This window comes from Bordetella bronchiseptica, from assembly GCF_900636925.1.
GTDB classification, from domain to species: Bacteria; Pseudomonadota; Gammaproteobacteria; order Burkholderiales; family Burkholderiaceae_B; genus Bordetella; species Bordetella pertussis.
Map to the genome: position 1 here is coordinate 4,115,320 of NZ_LR134326.1, position 18,694 is coordinate 4,134,013.

Here is an 18,694-nt window from a genome sequence, read left to right on the forward strand (position 1 = left end):
GCGCGGAATGCGAGATACAGCGAACACCATGCCAAACAAACCACTGCAGAAATATCGCGTACTGGACCTGACCAGGGTGCTGGCCGGCCCCTGGTGCACCCAGAACCTGGCCGACCTGGGCGCCGAGGTCATCAAGGTGGAGCGCCCCGGCGTCGGCGACGAAACGCGCGGCTGGGGACCTCCCTGGATCCCGGCCGGAGCGGCCAGCAAGCGCCGCGACTCCGCCTACTTCGGCTCGGCCAACCGCGGCAAGAAATCGATCACCATCGACTTCACCACCGCGCAGGGGCAAGCCCTGGTCCGGCAGCTGGCGGCCGACTGCGACGTCCTGGTGGAGAACTACAAGACCGGCACCCTGGCGCGCTATGACCTGGGGTACGAGGACCTGAAGGCCGTCAACCCCGGCCTGGTGTATTGCTCGGTCACGGGCTTCGGCCACACCGGCCCATACCGCCACAAGCCCGGGTACGACTTCGTGTTCCAGGCCATGAGCGGACTGATGAGCATCACCGGCGAACGCGATGATCTGCCCGGCGGCGGGCCGCAGAAGGTGGGCATCGCCGTCGCGGACATCACCACCGGCATGTATTCGACCGTGGCCGTGCTCGCCGCGCTGCTCGAGCGCGAAAGCCACGGCCGGGGCCAGCACCTGGACATGGCGCTGCTGGACTGCGCCATGGCGTTCAACAGCAACCAGGCGGTCAATTACATGGCCTCGGGCAGCATGCCCCGCCGTTACGGGAACGCCCATTCGAACGCCGTGCCGTACCAGGTATTCGACACCCGCGACGGCCAGATCGTGGTGGCCGTCGGCAACGATGCCTTGTTCGCGGCGTACTGCCGCGCCGCGCAACGCCCCGACCTGTGCGCCGATGCGCGCTTCGTAACCGTGTCCGGGCGCCTGCAGAACCGCGACGAGCTGCTCTCGCAGCTGGCCGTCGTCATGGCAGGCAAGACCAGCGCGCAATGGCTCGCCGTGCTGGACGCCGCGGGCGTTCCCTGCGCCCCGATCAACGACTTCGAGCAGGCGCTGGCGGACCCGCAGGTCAAGGCGCGCAACATCGAGACCCACATCGCGCTGGAAGACGGCGCGGTCTTTCGCACCATCGCCAGCCCCTTGCGGTTCTCCGAGACCCCGCTCGACCACCTGGCCGGCCCGCCCATGCTGGGCCAGCACACGGCCGATGTGCTGCGCGAGCGCCTGGGCCTGGATGAAGCGCAACAGGCCGGCCTGCGCCAGGCCGGCGTGATCTGAGCCTCGCCCCTTTCGACAACACGGAGACCGCTCATGGCCTACCAACCCGACTATGGTTCTTTCGCCCGGAAACGGCCCGCCCGCTCGACACAGAGTTCGGAAAAGCTGGCGCCGGATTGCGCCGGCCTGGACTTCTTCGCCATCGACCCGAGCCTGCAACAGCTCCTGTCCGTTTACGTGCCAGGCGCCGAACTGGAATACTTCCGGCCGCATTTCGAGCGCATGGGAAAACTGGCCGGCGGCCGGCTCAATGAACTGGCGATGGTGGCCGACAAGCACGGCCCGGTCCTGCATGCGCGCTCGCGCTGGGGCGAAGACGAGGACTGGATCGAGTACCACCCCGCCTACCAGGAGATGGAACATATTGCGTTCGAGCAATTCCAGTTCCATGCCATGACGCACCGGCCGGGGGCCATGGGCTACGCCGGCACCCTGTCGCCCATCACGAAATACGTCTTTCAGTACCTGTTCGTGCAGTCCGAGTTCGGCCAGATGTGCCCGATCAGCGTGACCGACACCTCCATCCACCTGATACGCAAGTTCGGCAGCGAGGCCCTCCAGGCCAGGCTGCTGCCTCGCATGCTGGCCGACAATCTGCAGGATCTCTGGAAAGGCACGCAGTTCATGACGGAGAAATCGGGCGGCTCGGACGTGGGACAGGTCGAGACCACCGCCCGGCAGATCGATGGTCAGTGGCATCTGCATGGCGAGAAATGGTTCTCGTCCCATGTGGACGCCGACATCGCGCTGATCCTGGCGCGCCCGGAAGGCGCTCCGGCGGGCACGCGGGGACTGGCCTTGTTCGCGATGCCGCGCTACCGTGAAGACGGCAGCCGCAACAGCTACCGGATTGTCCGCCTCAAGGACAAGCTGGGCACGCGCAGCATGGCCAGCGGAGAATTGCGCATCGACGGCGCCTTCGCCTATCTCGTCGGCGACCCGACCCAGGGCATCAAGCAGATGATGGAGCAGGTCAACCTGTCCCGCCTGTCGCACGCGGTACGCGCCGCGGCCATGATGCGCCGCTGCCTGAACGAATCGATGCAGGCCGCCCGTCATCGCCAGGCCTTCGGCCGGCAGGTCGTCGACTACCCGCTCATGCAGCGCCAGCTGCTCAAGCTGCTCGTGCCGACCGAGGCCGCGCTTACCATGACCATGGCAACCGCCGACGCGATGGCCAAGGCGTATGGCGGCGACGCGCAATGCAAGGCGGCGCTGCGCCTGCTTACCCCGCTATTGAAACTGCGGGCGTGCCGCGACAACGTCACCGTGGCGACCGGCGCGATGGAAGTGCGCGGCGGCAACGGCTATATCGAGGACTTCGTCAATGCCCGCCTGGTGCGCGATGCCCATATCGGCGTGCTGTGGGAAGGCACCAGCAATATCAATGCGCTCGACGCCATCGAGCGCGCGGTGCGCAAGGACCAGGCGCACATCGCGCTGCGCGCCCTGCTGCTGGAGAAGCTGCGGGCCGTGCGCGCCCAGGCGCCGGTGATCGCCGGCCCGCTGGCCGAGGCGGTCGCGGCGGCCTGCCAGCTTGCCGAAGGCGTCGCCGGCGACCCGCGCCACGAGTCCGAGGTACGCCGGGCGGCGTCCGCCCTCTACCATGCCAGCGCGGCGGTGCTGATGGCCTGGGAAGCCACGCAGGAAGGGGTGGACGGCCGCCGGCTGCTGCTGGCCGACGCCATGCTGCGCACGCGCCTGCTGCCGCGCGACCCCCTGGCCGCGCCTTCGGCGGCCATGCTGGCTCGCGACCTGGCCATGCTGCAGGGCGAAAAGCTGAGCCTGCGGCAGGCGGCCGACCTGCTCGCGCCGCACGACGCCGGCGTCGCGCCTGCCCGCCAGGCACGGGCGGACGCCGCGGCGCCCGCCCAAGCCTGAGGCCGCGGCGCGGCGTGACGCGGGACTGGGGGTTGTGTATCGTTGGCTGCGCATGCGGAAAATGCCATGCTCACCCCAGCGAATCAGGATCACCCGTGACGGCCAGCGAATTGGCGATACGAACCGCCCGACAGGACGACCTCGAATGGATCGTTGCCGCGCACGCGCAGGTTTACGCGGCCGAGTTCGGCTTCGACCGGCGGTTTCGCGACGGCATCGCCGCGAAGATGGCCGCCCTGCGGCGGCGCCCGGGCGCCCTTGACCGCATCTGGGTAGGCTGGGTGGAAGACGAGCGCGCGGCCTCGATCGCCGTCTCGGACCGGCCCGGCGGCATCGCCTTCCTCAACTTCGTGCTGGTCCTGCCCCGCTACCGGGGCAGGGGCGCCGGCCGCGCCATGATGGAAACGGCCCTGGCCCATGCGCGCGCGCATGGGTCCAGAGAGGTGCAGCTCGAAACCTACAGCTGCCTGGTCGACGCCAGGGCGCTTTATCACCGCCTGGGGTTTCGCGCGACCATGGTGGCGCCGGGCCAACACGCCTACGGCCAGACATTCGACCAGGAGTTCTGGGCCCTGGCGCTCTAGCCTGGCGGACGGACCCGCTACTGTTCTTCCTTGGCGCGGTGCACCAGGACCGCCATCGAGGCCAGGGGCAGCACTTTCGCCGTTACGCTGCCCAGCAACAGGCGCGACAGGCCGCTGCGGCCATGGCTGCCGATGAAGATCAGGTCGCAGCCCGAATCGGTGGCGGCCTGCACGATGCCCTGGGCCACGTTGATATGCGAAACCGCGCGGCCATCCACCCGCAGGCCGGCCTCCCGGGCGCGCTCGGCGATCGGCTGCACGTACGCCTCGGCCTGCTCCAGCATGGACTTGTCGATGTCTTCCTCGCTGAACGCATAGCCGGAGCCCAGCCCGTCGTAGGCGAAGGCCGCCGCGAACGGCTGGGCCACGCTCACGACCACGACTTCGGCGCCGATGGATTTTGCAAAATCGATGCCCGCGTGGGCGGCCTGTGTCGCCGGCGACGACCCATCGGTAGGAATCAGAATCTTCTTGAACATATTTGTGTACTCCTGTCGTCAAAAGCCCAGCGCCGCGCCATCCCCGCGGGGATCCGCGCCGCCCTCGAATGCGCGCGTCACGGGATCGATCCGGATCGCCTGGGCGTGGCCGAGGGTCCCGTCCCAGTTCGGCACGGTTTTCACCGGATGCCCCCGCAAGCGCAGTTCCCGCAATGTTTCATCGGCGATGCGGGCCTCCAGCCAGAGGTCGCGCGAGCTCATGCCCCAGGTGCGGCCCATCAGCCAGCGCGGCGCCTCGATCGCCTGCTGCACGTCATAACCGAAATCCACCATGCGGGTGAGCAAGGCAGCCTGCGTCTGCGGCTGGCCTTCGCCGCCCATCGTCCCGTAGGCAAGCACGGGCTGCCCGTCCTTCATCAGCATGGCCGGCACGAGCGTATGGAAGGTGTGCTTGCCGGGCTGCAGGCAATTGGGATGATCGGCGTCCAGGGAAAAGAACGAGCCCCGGTTCTGCATGATCACGCCCGTATTGCCGCCCACCACGGCAGCGCCGAAGTCATGGTAGATCGACTGGATGGTCGACACGACCAGGCCGTCGGCGTCGGCCACGCAGAAGTACACCGTATCACCGTCCGGGCTCTTGCGCGACGCGGCGCCGCCGAACTTGATGCCCGCCTCGATCCGGTCGAGCGCCAGCGCGGACTCGCTGCGGATCAGGGCGTGCCGCTGCCTGCAGTACTCGCTGGAGAGCAGCGTGGCCAGCGGCATGTCGACGTAGGCCGGGTCGGACAGCCATTCGTCGCGGTCGGCGAACGCGATCTTGATGGCCTCCACCACGTGGTGGTAGTACTCCGCGCTCTCGGCGCCCCAGGCCGCGACGTCGCATTGCTCGAGCAGCTTCAGGATCTGCAGCGCCGCGAACCCCTGCGTCGGAGGCGGCATCTGGAACACCTCGTAGCCGCGATAGGTCCCCGAAATGGGTTGCACCCACTCGGCGCGATAGCGCTCGAAATCCGCGGCGCGCAGCGGCCCTCCGGCCGCTTCCAGATAGCGGCAGATCTCGCGCGCGACCTCGCCTTCGTAGAACCCCTCGCGCGGCCCGAGCCGGGCCAGGGTTTCCAGCGTGCGGGCGAGATCGGCCTGGACCAGATAGCTGCCCTCGCGCTGCGGCTTTCCTTCGGGCAGGTAGATGCCCGCCATGCCCGGGTCGGCGGCCAGGATAGCGGCGTCCGCGGCCAGCCAGTCCGCCAGGGACCGGCTGACGGGCGCGCCGTGCCGCGCGTACTCGATCGCGTCGGCGAACAGGCTTTCCCACGGCAGCTTGCCGTAGCGCTCGTGGGCCAGCCGCCAACCGTCCACCGCGCCCGGCACGGTCAGCGCGGCGAGCGCGCCACGGGCGGGAATCGCCTCGGCATGGCCCTTGCCGCGATAGAAATCCATATCGGCCAGCGCGCCCGCCGGCCCGCACGCCTGCAGCGCCTGCACGCCCTGCGCGGCGCCTGCGGCGATCAGCCAGAATGCGTCGCCGCCCAATCCGGCCATATGCGGGTACACCACGCAAAGCGTCGCGTTGGTGGCGATGGCGGCGTCGACCGCGCTGCCCCCGCGGCGCAGGACCTCGAGGCCCGAACCGCTGGCCAGGTAATGGGGGGAACTGACCATTCCTCTGCGGCCCAGCGCGGGCGGACGCCCTGTGCGCGGCCCATTGGCATGAATCATGAGAACACTCCTTTGGATAGCAAGCGAAGACCCGGCCGTCCGCTCAGGATGCTTTCGGCGGATACAGCAGCCGCTGCACCGGAGGGATGGCGGCCGCCACCCCCATCGATACGAACCCGAGCCAGAACAGCCCCCGCGACGGACCGGCCGCGCCGATGCTGATCAGCGGCAGCGCCGCGATGAACAGCACGAACGACAGGCCCAGATAAGACATACGATTCTGCAGAAAACGTTTGATCATGGTTGGCTCCGTCATTGCATGAACAAGGCAAGCAGCACGGTGGCGACGCCGGTCAGGACGAAGGCCAGCACGGTCCACGGCAGCGTCTTGCGCAGGATCTCGCCTTCCTGCCCGGCGATCCCCGCCGTGCTCGCGCCCATCACCACGTTGGCCGGCGCGATGGCATTGCCGATCGCCCCGCCCGCGCTCTGGGCCGCCAGGATGGTGGAAACAGGCAGGCCCTTGGCTTGCGCCAGCCGCATCTGCACATCGGAGAAAATGACCTGCGAAGACGTGCTGCTCGATGTCATGAAGGCGCCCAGGATGCCGATGGCGTTGGACAGGAACGCGAACACGTAGGCGGGCGCCACCGCGGCGATGCCCATGGCCAGCGTCAGGTTCTGGCCCGAGTGCTTCATGATCGAAGCCATCACCAGAAACGCAATGATGGGGATCGAGGCGGGCACCGCGCCCTGCAGCAGCTCGGGCACGATGCGCGCCGGCGGCTCGCCATGCTGCTCGGCCCACTTGCGGAAATAGCCGCGCCGATGGAAAACCACGAAGGTCAGGAGAGCGGTCAGCAGGATGTAGGCGCCCGGATGGCTGAACGGACGCAAGGCGGAATACTGCGCGGCGGCGGCGGTGGTCATCCCCAGGCCGGTCGCGACCTCCGGAAACGCCAGCCCCCAGGCCACGGCATCCAGGCGGCTGTGCAGCGGATCGATCATCGACACGCACAGGGCCAGCACGGTCAGCAGCCCATACGGCGCGAGCGCGGTCCACAGCCCCATCGGCGGCTCGGCGTCGACCCGCTTCCTGGAGGCATGGTCGAGCATGGCGGGACGCTCCACGATGGAAGCGTCCGGCTCGCGGTAGCGCGACCAGCGCGACAGCGGAATCAGCGCCACCAGGGCCGCCGTGGCCGGCAGGAACGCCGCCAGCACCGGATCGACATAAACGGCCGCCACCTGCCCCAGGCCCTGGATGGCGGCGATGACCAGCACCAGCGGCCACCCGGACCGGATCGCCGCCCAGCGCCCATAGAGCCACACGATGGTGAACCCGCCCAGGACAGCCTGGATGCTGATGAGCAGCGCCGCCTGCAGGGCCGTCGACGCCGTGGTCGCCGCGTCGATATCGACGACCTGCAAGGTGGCCAGCCAACCCACGCCGAGCGTGCCGTAGAACTTGGCCCAGATATGGGCAATGATCGGTATCGCCACGGCGTAGACCGGACGCATGCCGAATGCGACCAGCAGGGGCGCGACCACGGCGATGGGCGTGCCGAAGCCGTCTATGCCCTGCAGGAAGGACGCGAACACCCAGCCCAGCGCCACGATGACGAACAGTTCGTTGCGGGACATCAGCTCGATGCCGCGCCGCAGGGCGTCGTATCCGCCCGAATGGCTCATCACGTGGTAGAGCAACAGGGCCGGCCAGATGACATACAGGATGAACAGCGCGTCCCAGACGCCCTTGGCCGAAGCCACCGCCAGCGTATCCAGCGGCGTCGCGAACGCCAGGACCGCGACGGCCGATGCGATGAAGATCCCGGTCGTGCCGGCCTGTTGCGCGGTCCAGCGCATGGCCACCATCAGGACAATCAGCGCGACGATCGGCAACGCCGCAAGCAACCAATGCATCAAACCAGGGGTGGAATCCATGGGCGGAAGCTCTCCTTCATGCGGTCGAGAAATGAATGGCGGATCGGCCCCACGCCATCGGGGCTTGCCTTGCTGGTCTACGGGACACATGCCGCCAGCCGCGGACGCGTTCGGTCCGGACTGGAGCGGCGTGGCGCGACAGCGATGGGCGGGTCATTGCCCGGACTGTCGTGCCCGCCGGTGCGGGTACAGCGCGGCAAACCATTGCCGTGGCGGGGGCTCTCGAAAGCACGCAAGCGCTCTTGAGATTGATGCAGACATCCTAGCGTGGCTTGGCCATAGCCTGCCTTGATGCAAGTCAACTCCGTCGGCGATCCAATGGGCCCATGGCGATTCATGCAGCGCGTCTATCGCGCATGTGGCACGGCGCCTGGCAATGCTGCCGTCGTTCCCGATGCAGGACTCTGCGGCGCGTTTTCCAGACTATTGGCGCGCCTGGCGCGGCGATAAGCTGTTTGCTCGCGGCGTCGCGGCCACCCTTGCCCGACGCGGCGAACGCAGCGTAGCGACGGCTGCCGCTACGACAACCTCAAGGAGAATTTCGATGAGCGTCTTTGCGCAAATAGCGAATTTCAACGGGCAGGTGCCAAGGATCGACCCTGACAACGCCGTCATGCTGTTGATCGACCACCAGAGCGGGCTGTTCCAGACCGTGCATGACATGCCCATGCCCACCCTGCGGTCCAACGCCACCACGCTGGCCAGGATCGCCACCCTGGCGAAGATGCCGGTCATCACCACCGCCTCGGTGCCGCAGGGCCCCAACGGCCCGCTGATCCCGGAGATCCACGAATCGGCGCCCCACGCCAGATACGTCGCCCGCAAAGGGGAAATCAACGCCTGGGACAACCCGGAGTTCGTGGCAGCCGTCAAGGCAACGGGCAAGAAACAGCTGATCATCGCCGGCACCATCACCAGCGTGTGCATGGCGTTTCCCTGCATCGCCGCCGTCGCCGAGGGCTATCAGGTATTCGCCGTGGTGGACGCCTCGGGAACCTACTCCAAGATGGCGCAGGAAATCACCCTGGCCCGGGTCGTGCAGGCAGGCGTCGTGCCGATGGACACCGCGGCGGTATGCTCCGAAATCCAGCGCACCTGGAACCGTCCGGACGCCGAAAAATGGGCCGAAGCCTATAGCGCGGTATTCCCGGACTACCAGTTGCTCATCGAGAGCTACCTGAAGGCGCAGGCCGTCGTGACCAACAAGGAACAGCTGGATTCCCAACGCTGAGGAGGCTCGCGCCGTGCCGGCCGATAAATTCATACTAGTGAATATTGATTCTCATACAGGAAATACGTAGAATCACTCATCCCGCCGGGCGGCCGCGCTGCGCAACAGGCGCCTGCCCGGCGGGACGGTTGGCCCGGACGGCCAGCAACAGGGTCCGCGTCGACGCCTTCACATGCCGGAAAACCCGTTCCGCCCCAACAGCCGGGCCCGGGACTTGGCGATTACCCAACACTTATCGAGGGAGGGGCGCAAGGTGGACAAGATCGGCTTTATCGGACTGGGCAACATGGGCGCGCACATGGCACGCCGCCTGTGCGAGGCGGGCTACGCGCCGGCGGTATTCGACGTGGACGCATCCCGGCGCGCGGCCTTCGAGGCGATCGGCGCAAGCTGGGCGGACAGCCCCCAGGCCATGGCCGACCAGGTCTCGACCGTCGTGGTCAGCCTGCCGACGCCGGCCGTGGTGGAAGAGGTGCTGACCGGGGCCCAGGGGCTGATCCATGGCAAGGCCGTCAAGTTCATCGTCGACACCTCGACGACAGGCCCGGAAGTCTCCAAGCGGGCCGCCGAGCGCCTGGCCGGGCGCGCGATCCAGCTAGTGGACGCGCCGGTCAGCGGGGGCACCTCCGGCGCGGCCGACGGCAGCCTGAGCATCATGGTTTCCGGCGCGCCGCAGGCATACGAAACGGTATCCGGCATCCTGCGGGTCATCGGCCGCAACCTCTTCTACCTGGGCGAGGAACCCGGCCAGGGCCAATTGATGAAGGTGATCAACAACACCATCTGCGCCGCGGCGACGCTGGCCAGCTTCGAGGGCCTGGTGCTGGGCAGCCGCGCCGGCATCGACGCGCGCGTCATGCTCGACATCATCAATGTCTCCAGCGGGCGCAACTTCTCCACCGAAGTGAAGATTCCGCAATGCGTCGTGGACCGGAATTTCCCCTTGCGCTTCACCACCACGCTGCTGCACAAGGACGTCAAGCTGTGCCTGGACGAAGCCGCACGGCAAGGCGTGCCCATGTGGGTCAGCGACGCCGCGCGGCAGATGCTGCAGTTCGCCATCTCGCAGGGAGACGGCCCGGTCGACTACGGCAACGTCATCAAGCGCTACGAAGCCTGGGCTGGCACCCAGTTCGGCAGCGAACCGCAACCCCAACACTGACGCACGGAGCGCCACATGGCCAAGACACGCCTTGAAGTCGGACGCGACATCCTCAAGCAGACGCTCGGCGACGCGTACTACGCGCAACGGGTCGACAGCACCAACAGCTTCAACGGGAGCCTGCGGCGCCTGACGGACGAATATTGCTTCGGCGAGGTATGGGGCGACGAAACCCTCACGCCCAAGCAACGCAGCATGCTGGTCATCGCCTTGCTGGCGTGCATGGGGCGCGTGCAGGAACTCAAGACCCACGTGGGCGGCGCCGTCAACAATGGCTGCAATGTGGAGGAAATCCGTGCCGTCATGATGCAGGTCGCCATCTATTGCGGTATTCCCGCGGGCGTGGAAGGCACGCGCACCGCCGAAGGCGTGCTGCGCGAACGCAAGCTGATCGACTGAGCGGCGCGGACGGCGGCGGCCGCAGCGGCGCGGGGCTTCGGGTAAACTGACGCACCTTCGAACTGTCCGCCGATCCGCTCGGCGGCAGCGGGTTTTTGCTACGAATGGTCTGCCATGGAAGTCAAGCTGGTTGTCCGCACACTGGATGTGTTCGAACTGTTCTCGAAGGAAGGCAAGCCACTGTCGCTGACCGACATGGCGCGCGCGCTCGACGTGCCGATGTCCAGCACGCTGGCGCTGGTTCGCACCCTGGTGGCCAAGGGCTATCTCTACGAGACCCGCAAGCGCGGCGGCTACTTCCCCACGCGCAAGATGCTGCTCGTCTGCCAGTCCATCGACGCGGCCGATCAGGTGCTCGAACTCGTGCGCCCGTTCCTGGAGGAACTGCGCAACATCAGCCAGGAAACAGCCGTACTGGGCAAGCGCCAGGACGGGCAGGTCATCTACCTGGACGTGGCGCTGTCGCATCAACCCATCCGCTATCACGTCCAGGTCGGCGAAAGCCGCGCCGCGCACACCAACTCCATCGGCAAGGCGATCTTCCCCATGCTCGACGAGAAGGAACAGAAAGCGCTGCTGGCCAAGGCGAACTGGCGCGCCCTCACCTCGCGCACCATCGCCACGCGCGAGGCCTTCCTGCGTGACATGGCGCAAACCAAGGCGCGCGGCTGGTCCAGCAACGTGGGCGAGAGCGTGGAAGACCTGGCGGCCGTCGCCCTGCCGTTCCAGCTGGCCTCGGAGTGGTATGCGGTTTCCATCGTCGGCCCGTACGAGCGCATGGAGCGCAACTGGGACGCGCACGTCGAAACCTTGCTGCAAACAGGCGCCCGGCTGCGCCAGGCCATCGCCGTGCACGAAGGGCAGTAGCGGACCGCGCCCTGCGGATCCGCCGCCGCCCCGCCGCTACTGCGGCGTCAGGCCGGCCGATTTGATCATCTGCCCCCAGACCAGGATTTCCTTGTCCAGGAACGTCTTGAACTCCTGCGATGAGCTCGGCGTGGCCGTCAGCCCCTGGGTGGTGAAGCGCTCGATCAATTGCGGACGCTTGAGCGCATTGACCAGGGCATCGGACAGGCGCCGCTGCACGTCTTGCGGCAGCTGCGCCGGCCCCACCAGCCCGAACCAGACCGTGATCTCGTAGTCCTGGGCGCCGCCTTCTATCAAAGTGGGAAGTTCCGGCGCCAGGGGAAAGCGAGTGCGCGAGGTCACGCCCAGCGCCTTGAGCTTGTCGCCGCGCACCAGCGCCATGCCGCCGGCGAAGTCGCTCAGGGTGACGTCCACCACCTGCCCGACGATATCGGTGAGGATCTGCTGCGAGCTCTTGTACGGAATCAACGCGAACCGCGCGTCTGCCGCGTTGGCCAGCATGGCGCCCGACACCTGCGCGCTGCCGGAGGCATAGCCGTAGCGCACCGAGTCCGGCTCGGCGCGGGCCTGCTTGTACAGGTCCGCCAGCGAGTTGATCGGCGAGTCGGCCCTGACCACCAGCACGAACGGCGAATCGGCCACCTTGCCTATGGGCGTGAAGTCCTTGCTCGGGTCATACGGCAGGTCCTTGAACAGCGACTTGTTGCTGGCGCCGTTCGTCACGCCTACGGACACCAGGGTATAGCCGTCCGGCGCGGCGCTCAGCGCGGCGCGGGTTCCGATGATGCCGCTGGCGCCCGGCTTGTTGTCGATGATGACCGGCTGGCCGAGCTCGCGCTCCAGCTCCATGGCCAGGCTGCGGAACACCACGTCGGTCAGGCTGCCCGAGGCAAAGGGCACGATGATGCGAACCTGCTTTTCCGGATATGCGCTACGTACAGCCAAAGGCACAGCGAGTGTCAGCATGGCGCACGCCATGCCTAGACGGCCAAAGAAGCTCACGATGGTCTCCTGGTGGTGGGCAGGTCCCGATGCCGGGCCCGCTATTTATTCACATGTGTGAATTTTATTTTATGCATGTGAATAGTTTTAAATGAGACCATCTCGTGCTGTCAAGCGGATTGCGCGGCCGATCCGCCTGAGGACCGCGCCAGGTGCTCGATGGCGCGATACGCGAATACCAGGCCCGGACCCAGCGTGGCGCCTGCCCCCGGATAAAACCCGCGAAACACCGACGACATATCGTTTCCGCATGCGTACAAGCCCGGAATCGCCTCGCCGTCCTGACCCACCACCTGCGCATCGGCCGTCGCCTTCAGCCCCAGTATCGTGCCCAGTGTGCCCGGGTAGATACGCAGGGCAAAGAAAGGAGCATGGCGGATCGCCAGCAGATTGGGATTCGGCTTGACCCGCGGATCGCCGAACATCCGGTTGTACGGATTGCCCCCCTTGCCGAAATCCAGGTCTACGCCGGTTTCACAGAAGCCGTTGTGCCGCGTGACCGTTACTTCCAGCGCATCGGGATCGATCCCGATCGCGGCCGCGAGTTCGCGTATGCTGCGCCCGGTGCTAATGTAGCCACTACGCACGTAACGTCCCAGAGACAGGCAATACGGCTTGATCAAGTTGCCAAGGCCCCGTTTCCATACGAACCGGCGGTCGCAAATCAGATAAAAGCGGCTGTCCGGCGTGACACCGTCCTTGAACATCGCGTACACAATGTCGTGGTACGAGTCCGAATCGTTGACGAACCGCTTGCCTGCCGCGTTCACGGCGATCATGCCCGGACGACTGCGGTCGAGATACCCGTACAGCACCGTCGACATACTGCCGTCGGCCTCCTTGTTCCTGGACGTGGGCGTCCACCAGCACGGCGACGCCAGGTCGGCGTCGATGGCCGCGCCGGCCTGGCGGGCGGCCTGCAGCGTATCGCCGACATTGCCTTCATATCCCACGCTCTGGTCGTGCGGAAAACCGCCCGCCAGCTCTTCAAGCAGGGCCGCATTGCGTGGAAAACCGCCGGCGGCCAGGATGACGCCCTTGCGCGCCCGTATCCGCTGCAACTTGCCGTCGCGGCATATTGCCACGCCGGCGACGCCGCCTTGCGGGTTGCGCACCAGCGACACCATGGGGGAATTGAGCCATATCGGCACGCCACGCTCACGCAAGCTGAGCAGCGCACTCGCAACGAACGCGTTGCCGGCCCCGATATCGGTGCCCCGGGAAAACCTGGTGCGATCGATCGCATAGCGAGCCAGCGTTCTTATGACGCCAATGAAATTCCTGAACGAGCCAAATGGATTGAGAAACTCGTCGATGCGGCGCTTGTCGATGTACAGGCCGCCCAGCAGCATCAGGCGCTTGATCGGGGCGCGCACGAGCTCGAAGTCGGCGCCAAGCCGCCGGCCATCGAAGCGTTCGGGCTCGAGCGAACGCCCTCCCGCCTTTCCACCGGGCAGCGACGCATGGTAATCCGACATGGCCGGCATCAGCTTCAGCCGTACCTGGGTATCCTCCTGAATCGCCTGGGCGGCAAGCGGGGCCGACTTCAAGTACGGATCGACCAGGTCTGCGCGGTAATACGCTCCCATCAGCGCGCGCAGATACACGCGCACCTGCTCCGATGAATCATCGACCCCGGCGGCGCGAGCCTCGCGGGAGTTCGGAATCCACATCACGCCGCCTGCGCTGGCGGTGGTGCCGCCGACTTGCGATGATTTCTCGCACAGCACCACGTCCAACGATTTCTTTGCGGCCAGCAGCGCCGCGCTCAGACCGGCGCATCCACTGCCGATGACGATGACGTCCCGCTCACCATCCCATGGGTAGTCGGCACGCGCCGGGGTAACGTCTTTCATTGCTGTGGTTTCCACCTGGTCCGCCCGTCCTTGCCTCTGCTAGAGTGATGCCGAATACTATTCACCAAGATGAGGGGCGTCCAATAGTGAACTCGAATGACCACGATTCTCCCGCCGAATCTCGCGCGTCCGGCGTGCTGAACCTCACGCACCTGAGAACGCTGGTCGCTGTGGTGCAGGAAGGTCATCTGACACGCGCCGCCGAACGCCTGCGCATCAGCCAGCCGGCGGCCAGCCACCACCTGCGCTCACTTGAACAGCAGTTCGGCCTTCCGCTGTTCACGCGCACGCCGCGAGGGGTTGTTCCCACCGCGGCGGGGTTGCAGCTATCGGAACAGGCCGCGCGGCTGCTTGCCTCGTCGCTGGAACTGCTCAGCACTGCCAGCGAACTGCGCGGCAGCGCTTCGGGCAGGATTGCAATCGGCACCATCGAAGACCCCTCGGTGCACGCGGCCCTGCCATCGCTGGTCAAGTGGTTTCATGAACACTACCCGCTGATCGAACTCAGCATCGAATCCCGCAACTCGTCCTCGGTCCGCCAGGGAATCCTCACCGGGGAAATCAACGCGGGCTTTTACGTTTCATGCACCAATGAAGCCAACCTGCGCGAGTACGAAATCGGACAGCGCGAACTGGTGGTGGTGGCCCCCCAAAGCTGGCGCGAACGTGTCGCCACGGCAACCTGGCCGGAACTCGCCAAGCTGCCGTGGGTCATGACCACGACGGGCAGCGCGCACTCCGAGATCACTGCTCAACTGTTTCGGTCCCACAACATCACCATTCGTCCCGCGCTTGAAGTCAACACCGAACGATTGCTGCGCGCCATGGTGTCGCAGGGAGTCGGGCTGGGGTTCACCCGCCGCGAATTCGCCGAGGCCGAGCAGGCGCGCGGCGCGTTTTTCATCGTTCCGATCAGCGTGCACCGCACCACCATGCATTTCGCCTACGCGCGCAGCGCCGAAACGGACCCTCTGATCCAGATCCTGTCGCGCGGCCTGGCCACGGTATTGCCTGTTGCGGAACGATTAATACCGTCTACCGCAAAACCCGCGGAAAAATAAAATTCCCAGCCACGGCGCGTTGACTTGTGCTTGCAAGTTCTGTAGATTAAATGGACATTCATTCATATTGATCTGCAGTTTGAAGTGGCCGCCTTCCTTGCCTATATGCATATTGTGAAGCGCGTGCTTCGCATTATTCAGATTCGCAATCAGGTCGATTCACTTCAATAATGAAGGAGACAAAATGACAAGGGGAATTGCCGCCGGGCTTGCCGCGACGGTTGCCGCGCCGACGCCGCTGCGCGGCACAGCCGCAACCGCGGGCCATGCGGGCCCTCTTGTGGACTCCGGCAAGGCGCGCGCCCTGGCGGCAAGCAGCGTGGGCGACAGCACGCCGTGGCCCGGCGCGCCCTCGGCGACCGGCTCCGAAATGCCGCATGCCGCACGCGGAATCGGCGCCCGGCAATAACACGCATCTTCCCGCACTGAACACATCCCGGCGGTCCGGCGGCCGCCATCGGGGCTGGCCCTTTATCCGCCCAATATTGAATGAGTATTCATACCATGCCGTTCATAAACACGGCGCCGGGCGGCACCGATATTCATGCAGCATTCATTCTGATTATTGATTATGCAGATTCAAATAACTTATTAAGGGAGACAAAATGATCAAATTAATGCTTGCCGGCCTGGCCGCACTGATGCCCATGCTGTCCATGGCGTCCGATTACCCATCCAAGCCGGTCACCCTGATAGCCGGGTTTGCAGCCGGCGGCCCCACCGATGTCATGGCGCGCGCCTTCGCCCAGCAGCTTGCCGCCGAGCTGGGGGTGCCGATAGTGGTCGAAAACCGCCCCGGCGCCGACAGCCTGCTGGCCTCCCAGGCCGTCCGGAACGCAAAGCCCGACGGCTACACCATTTATCTGGCCTCTTCCGCGCACGCCATCAATCCCAGCCTGTTCAAGGACGCGAAATTCAAGGTTCGCGACGACTTCACGCCCATTTCGACGATCGGCGAAGTGCCCAACGTCGTCGCCATTCCAACCGACCTGCCGGCCAGGACGCTGAAGGAATTCATCGACTACGCCAAGGCGCGCGACGGCCAGCTCAACTACGCGACCACGGCCAGCATCACCTATCTGCAGACCGCGCTCATGCTGAAATCCGCCGGCTTGAATTTGCAGCGGATTCCATACAAGGGCGCGGCGCCCGCGGCGGTTGCGCTGATGAGCGGCGATGTGCAGTTCATGATGAGCGGCATCGGCCCCATGGTGCCGCAGATACAGTCGCAGAAGATCCGGGCCCTGGCCGTCACCAGCGCGAAACGCAGCGCACTGCTGCCCGACCTGCCCACCGCCATCGAGGCGGGCCTGCCCGGCTTCACCAGCACGGTGTGGTACGCACTGCTGGCCCCGGCAAACGTTCCGCCAGACATCGTCAAGCGCTTGAACGAAAGCACCAGGGCCGCGCTGCAGAATCCCGACCTCATAGCCAAGCTGACGGCGCAAGGCGTGGAACAGCGGGGCTCCTCGCCCGAAGAACTGAGCCAGTTCCTGGCGGCGGAAGAAGCCAAATGGATGGCGACGGTCGATGAATTGGGCGCCAGGCAGCAATAGGGTCCCTGGGCACGGCATGCATGCAGCAAGACACCAAGAGATTCCTGCCAGGAGTGCGGCGATGAGCCCCGTAGTATCTGAAGCCAGTCCAGAACGCTGGGACGACGAGACCGACGTCCTGGTGATAGGCAGCGGGGCCGGCGGCCTGTCCGCCGCACTGTTTGCCGCGCAGGCAGGTCTGCGCGTACTGATCTGCGAAAAACTCGCCTATGTGGGCGGCACCACCGCGACCTCGGGCGGCGGCATCTGGGTGCCTGGCACCAAGGCCGGGCTGGCCGCGGGCGATACGCTCGAGGCGGCCAGGACATACCTGAAGGCGCTGCTGGGCGATTTCTACCAGGAGGAAGTGATAGACACCTACCTTGCCACGGGAGGCAAGGTCATCGACTTCCTGAATGAAAATACGGAGGTGAAGTTCGACCTGTCGAGTTGGCCGGACTATCGGTCAAGCCTGCCGGGCGGCGCGACACGCGGACGCTCGCTGTTTCCGCAACCCTTCGACGGCAAGAAGCTGGGACGCAATTTTTCCTTGCTGCATCCCCCCTTGCACCGCTTGATGGTCCTGGGCGGGCTGATGCTCGGCCCCGAAGAGGTCCATGACTTTCTGCGCCCGTTCTCATCGCCCCGGGCCCTCATGCGCGTGCTGCGCAAGCTGCTGCGGTATGGGATGGACCGTATCCGGTATGCCCGTGGCACCGACCTGCGCTCGGGCAACGCCCTGGCGGCGCGGCTTCTTTACAGTGTCGACAAACTCGGCTGCAGGATTCTGACCCAGGCCGACCTTGAAAGCCTGGCGATCGACCATGACCGGGTGATCGGCGCGACCGTGGTCGTCGGCGGCGTGCCCAAGCGTATCCGGGCGTCGAAAGCCGTGTTGCTTGCCACTGGCGGGTTCGCGCACAACCAGGAAATGCTGCGGCGCTACGGCCCGGCGACTCCGCATCGCTTCAGCCTGTGCAACCCCGCCTGCACGGGCACAGGGATCCAGGCGGCGCTGGATGCGGGCGCCTCGGTAGACCGCGAGCTCAGCAGCGTCGGCTTCTGGACCCCCGCGTCGGCCAGCCGCGAAAAGAACGGCGCCGATACTCCCGTCATCTACGGCTATCTCGATCGCGGCCGGCCCGGGGTGATCGCGGTCAACGAACAAGGGGAACGGTTTGTCAACGAGGCCAACTCTTACCACGATATCGTCACCGCGATCTTCGCCAACGGCGGGGCGGATGGAAAACCCTTCTACTTCATCACCGACCGCGAGTTCGTCCGCAGGCACGGATTGGGGCTCATACGGCCCTGGCCATGGAACCGCTCGCTGCGCCCCTGGATTCGCCGTGGCTACATCACCGTCGCCAGCACGCTCGACAAGCTGGGCCCGAAGATCGGCATCGATCCAGGCGCCCTGGCCGCCGCCGTGCAGCGCCACAACCAAAGCGCCCGCACGGGCCAGGACCCCGACTTCCACAAGGGGGCCTCGGCCTACAACAGAATGTTCGGCCACAATATGACCTGGCCCAACCCCAATCTCGCGCCTATCGAAACGCCGCCTTTTGTCGCCCTGCGGATCCACCCCGCGACGATAGGCACCGCGATGGGCCTGAAGACCAGCGCGTCCGGGCAGGCCCTGAATGCCGCAGGGCAACCCATATCCGGCCTGTATGCCTGCGGCAACGACCAGGCCTCGCCGTTTCGGGGCTTCTACCCCGGCGGCGGATCGACACTGGGGCCCGCGATCGTGGGCGCCTACCTTGCCGTCCAGTCGCTCTCGAAACCGTGACGCGGCGCCAGCCCTTGAGACCACCA

Annotated in this window: 16 protein-coding genes; 10 read left to right on the forward strand and 6 right to left on the reverse strand. The window is 66.0% G+C overall.

What is annotated here, in order from left to right; genetic code table 11:
- Window positions 1-28 precede the first annotated feature (28 nt).
- The 3 genes from EL288_RS19300 to EL288_RS19310 all read left to right on the forward strand — a co-directional run bounded on the left by EL288_RS19300 (window position 29) and on the right by EL288_RS19310 (window position 3,720).
- Window positions 29-1,255, forward strand: coding sequence for a CaiB/BaiF CoA transferase family protein (locus tag EL288_RS19300; protein ID WP_003808655.1), 1,227 nt, complete (start codon window positions 29-31; stop codon window positions 1,253-1,255).
- Between the two features lie 33 nt (window positions 1,256-1,288).
- Window positions 1,289-3,136, forward strand: coding sequence for an acyl-CoA dehydrogenase family protein (locus EL288_RS19305; RefSeq protein WP_003808654.1), 1,848 nt, complete (start codon window positions 1,289-1,291; stop codon window positions 3,134-3,136).
- A 95-nt stretch (window positions 3,137-3,231) separates the two neighbouring features.
- Complete coding sequence (locus EL288_RS19310; RefSeq protein WP_225665679.1) at window positions 3,232-3,720, forward strand: GNAT family N-acetyltransferase; 489 nt, start codon at window positions 3,232-3,234, stop codon at window positions 3,718-3,720.
- Between the two features lie 17 nt (window positions 3,721-3,737).
- Here the strand turns inward: EL288_RS19310 and EL288_RS19315 are convergent, their stop codons facing one another.
- Genes EL288_RS19315 through EL288_RS19330 form a run of 4 tightly spaced genes read right to left on the reverse strand, consistent with a single transcriptional unit; the run spans window position 3,738 to window position 7,763 of the window.
- A complete protein-coding gene (locus tag EL288_RS19315) occupies window positions 3,738-4,199 on the reverse strand; it encodes a universal stress protein (protein ID WP_003808652.1) in 462 nt (153 codons plus the stop codon).
- 18 nt (window positions 4,200-4,217) lie between these two features.
- The gene (ggt, locus tag EL288_RS19320) at window positions 4,218-5,879 is read right to left on the reverse strand and encodes a gamma-glutamyltransferase (RefSeq protein ID WP_003808651.1); all 1,662 of its coding nucleotides are present in this window, start codon (window positions 5,877-5,879) and stop codon (window positions 4,218-4,220) included.
- Between the two features lie 43 nt (window positions 5,880-5,922).
- Entirely contained in the window at window positions 5,923-6,120 is a 198-nt protein-coding gene (locus EL288_RS19325) for a hypothetical protein (protein ID WP_010927725.1), read from the reverse strand.
- Between the two features lie 11 nt (window positions 6,121-6,131).
- The gene (locus EL288_RS19330) at window positions 6,132-7,763 is read right to left on the reverse strand and encodes an L-lactate permease (RefSeq protein WP_003808649.1); all 1,632 of its coding nucleotides are present in this window, start codon (window positions 7,761-7,763) and stop codon (window positions 6,132-6,134) included.
- A 544-nt stretch (window positions 7,764-8,307) separates the two neighbouring features.
- Here EL288_RS19330 and EL288_RS19335 point away from each other — a divergent pair.
- The 4 genes from EL288_RS19335 (at window position 8,308) to EL288_RS19350 (ending at window position 11,422) form a co-directional block, all read left to right on the forward strand.
- On the forward strand, window positions 8,308-8,994 hold the full coding sequence (locus tag EL288_RS19335) for a hydrolase (protein WP_010926001.1): 687 nt from the start codon (window positions 8,308-8,310) through the stop codon (window positions 8,992-8,994).
- 253 nt (window positions 8,995-9,247) lie between these two features.
- Window positions 9,248-10,156: an NAD(P)-dependent oxidoreductase gene (locus tag EL288_RS19340; protein WP_225665673.1), complete on the forward strand. Its 909-nt coding sequence runs from the start codon at window positions 9,248-9,250 to the stop codon at window positions 10,154-10,156.
- 15 nt (window positions 10,157-10,171) lie between these two features.
- On the forward strand, window positions 10,172-10,555 hold the full coding sequence (locus tag EL288_RS19345; protein WP_003808644.1) for a carboxymuconolactone decarboxylase family protein: 384 nt from the start codon (window positions 10,172-10,174) through the stop codon (window positions 10,553-10,555).
- Window positions 10,556-10,669: 114 nt separating this feature from the next.
- Complete coding sequence (locus EL288_RS19350; protein ID WP_003808642.1) at window positions 10,670-11,422, forward strand: IclR family transcriptional regulator; 753 nt, start codon at window positions 10,670-10,672, stop codon at window positions 11,420-11,422.
- A gap of 36 nt (window positions 11,423-11,458) precedes the next feature.
- Here the strand turns inward: EL288_RS19350 and EL288_RS19355 are convergent, their stop codons facing one another.
- Together EL288_RS19355 and EL288_RS19360 are read right to left on the reverse strand one after the other, a co-directional pair.
- Window positions 11,459-12,388 carry a Bug family tripartite tricarboxylate transporter substrate binding protein gene (locus EL288_RS19355; RefSeq protein ID WP_225665669.1) on the reverse strand — a complete coding sequence of 310 codons (930 nt, stop codon included), beginning with the start codon at window positions 12,386-12,388 and terminating at the stop codon, window positions 11,459-11,461.
- A gap of 146 nt (window positions 12,389-12,534) precedes the next feature.
- On the reverse strand, window positions 12,535-14,280 hold the full coding sequence (locus EL288_RS19360) for an FAD-dependent oxidoreductase (protein WP_003808638.1): 1,746 nt from the start codon (window positions 14,278-14,280) through the stop codon (window positions 12,535-12,537).
- 86 nt (window positions 14,281-14,366) lie between these two features.
- On the opposite strand from EL288_RS19360, the gene EL288_RS19365 reads away from it, so the two are divergent.
- The 3 genes from EL288_RS19365 to EL288_RS19380 all read left to right on the forward strand — a co-directional run bounded on the left by EL288_RS19365 (window position 14,367) and on the right by EL288_RS19380 (window position 18,668).
- On the forward strand, window positions 14,367-15,341 hold the full coding sequence (locus EL288_RS19365) for a LysR family transcriptional regulator (protein ID WP_309545047.1): 975 nt from the start codon (window positions 14,367-14,369) through the stop codon (window positions 15,339-15,341).
- A 605-nt stretch (window positions 15,342-15,946) separates the two neighbouring features.
- Window positions 15,947-16,897 (forward strand): tripartite tricarboxylate transporter substrate binding protein, encoded by a 951-nt coding sequence (locus EL288_RS19375; protein WP_003808634.1) that lies wholly within the window; start codon window positions 15,947-15,949, stop codon window positions 16,895-16,897.
- A gap of 61 nt (window positions 16,898-16,958) precedes the next feature.
- Entirely contained in the window at window positions 16,959-18,668 is a 1,710-nt protein-coding gene (locus EL288_RS19380; protein ID WP_033446960.1) for an FAD-dependent oxidoreductase, read from the forward strand.
- Window positions 18,669-18,694: the final 26 nt, after the last annotated feature.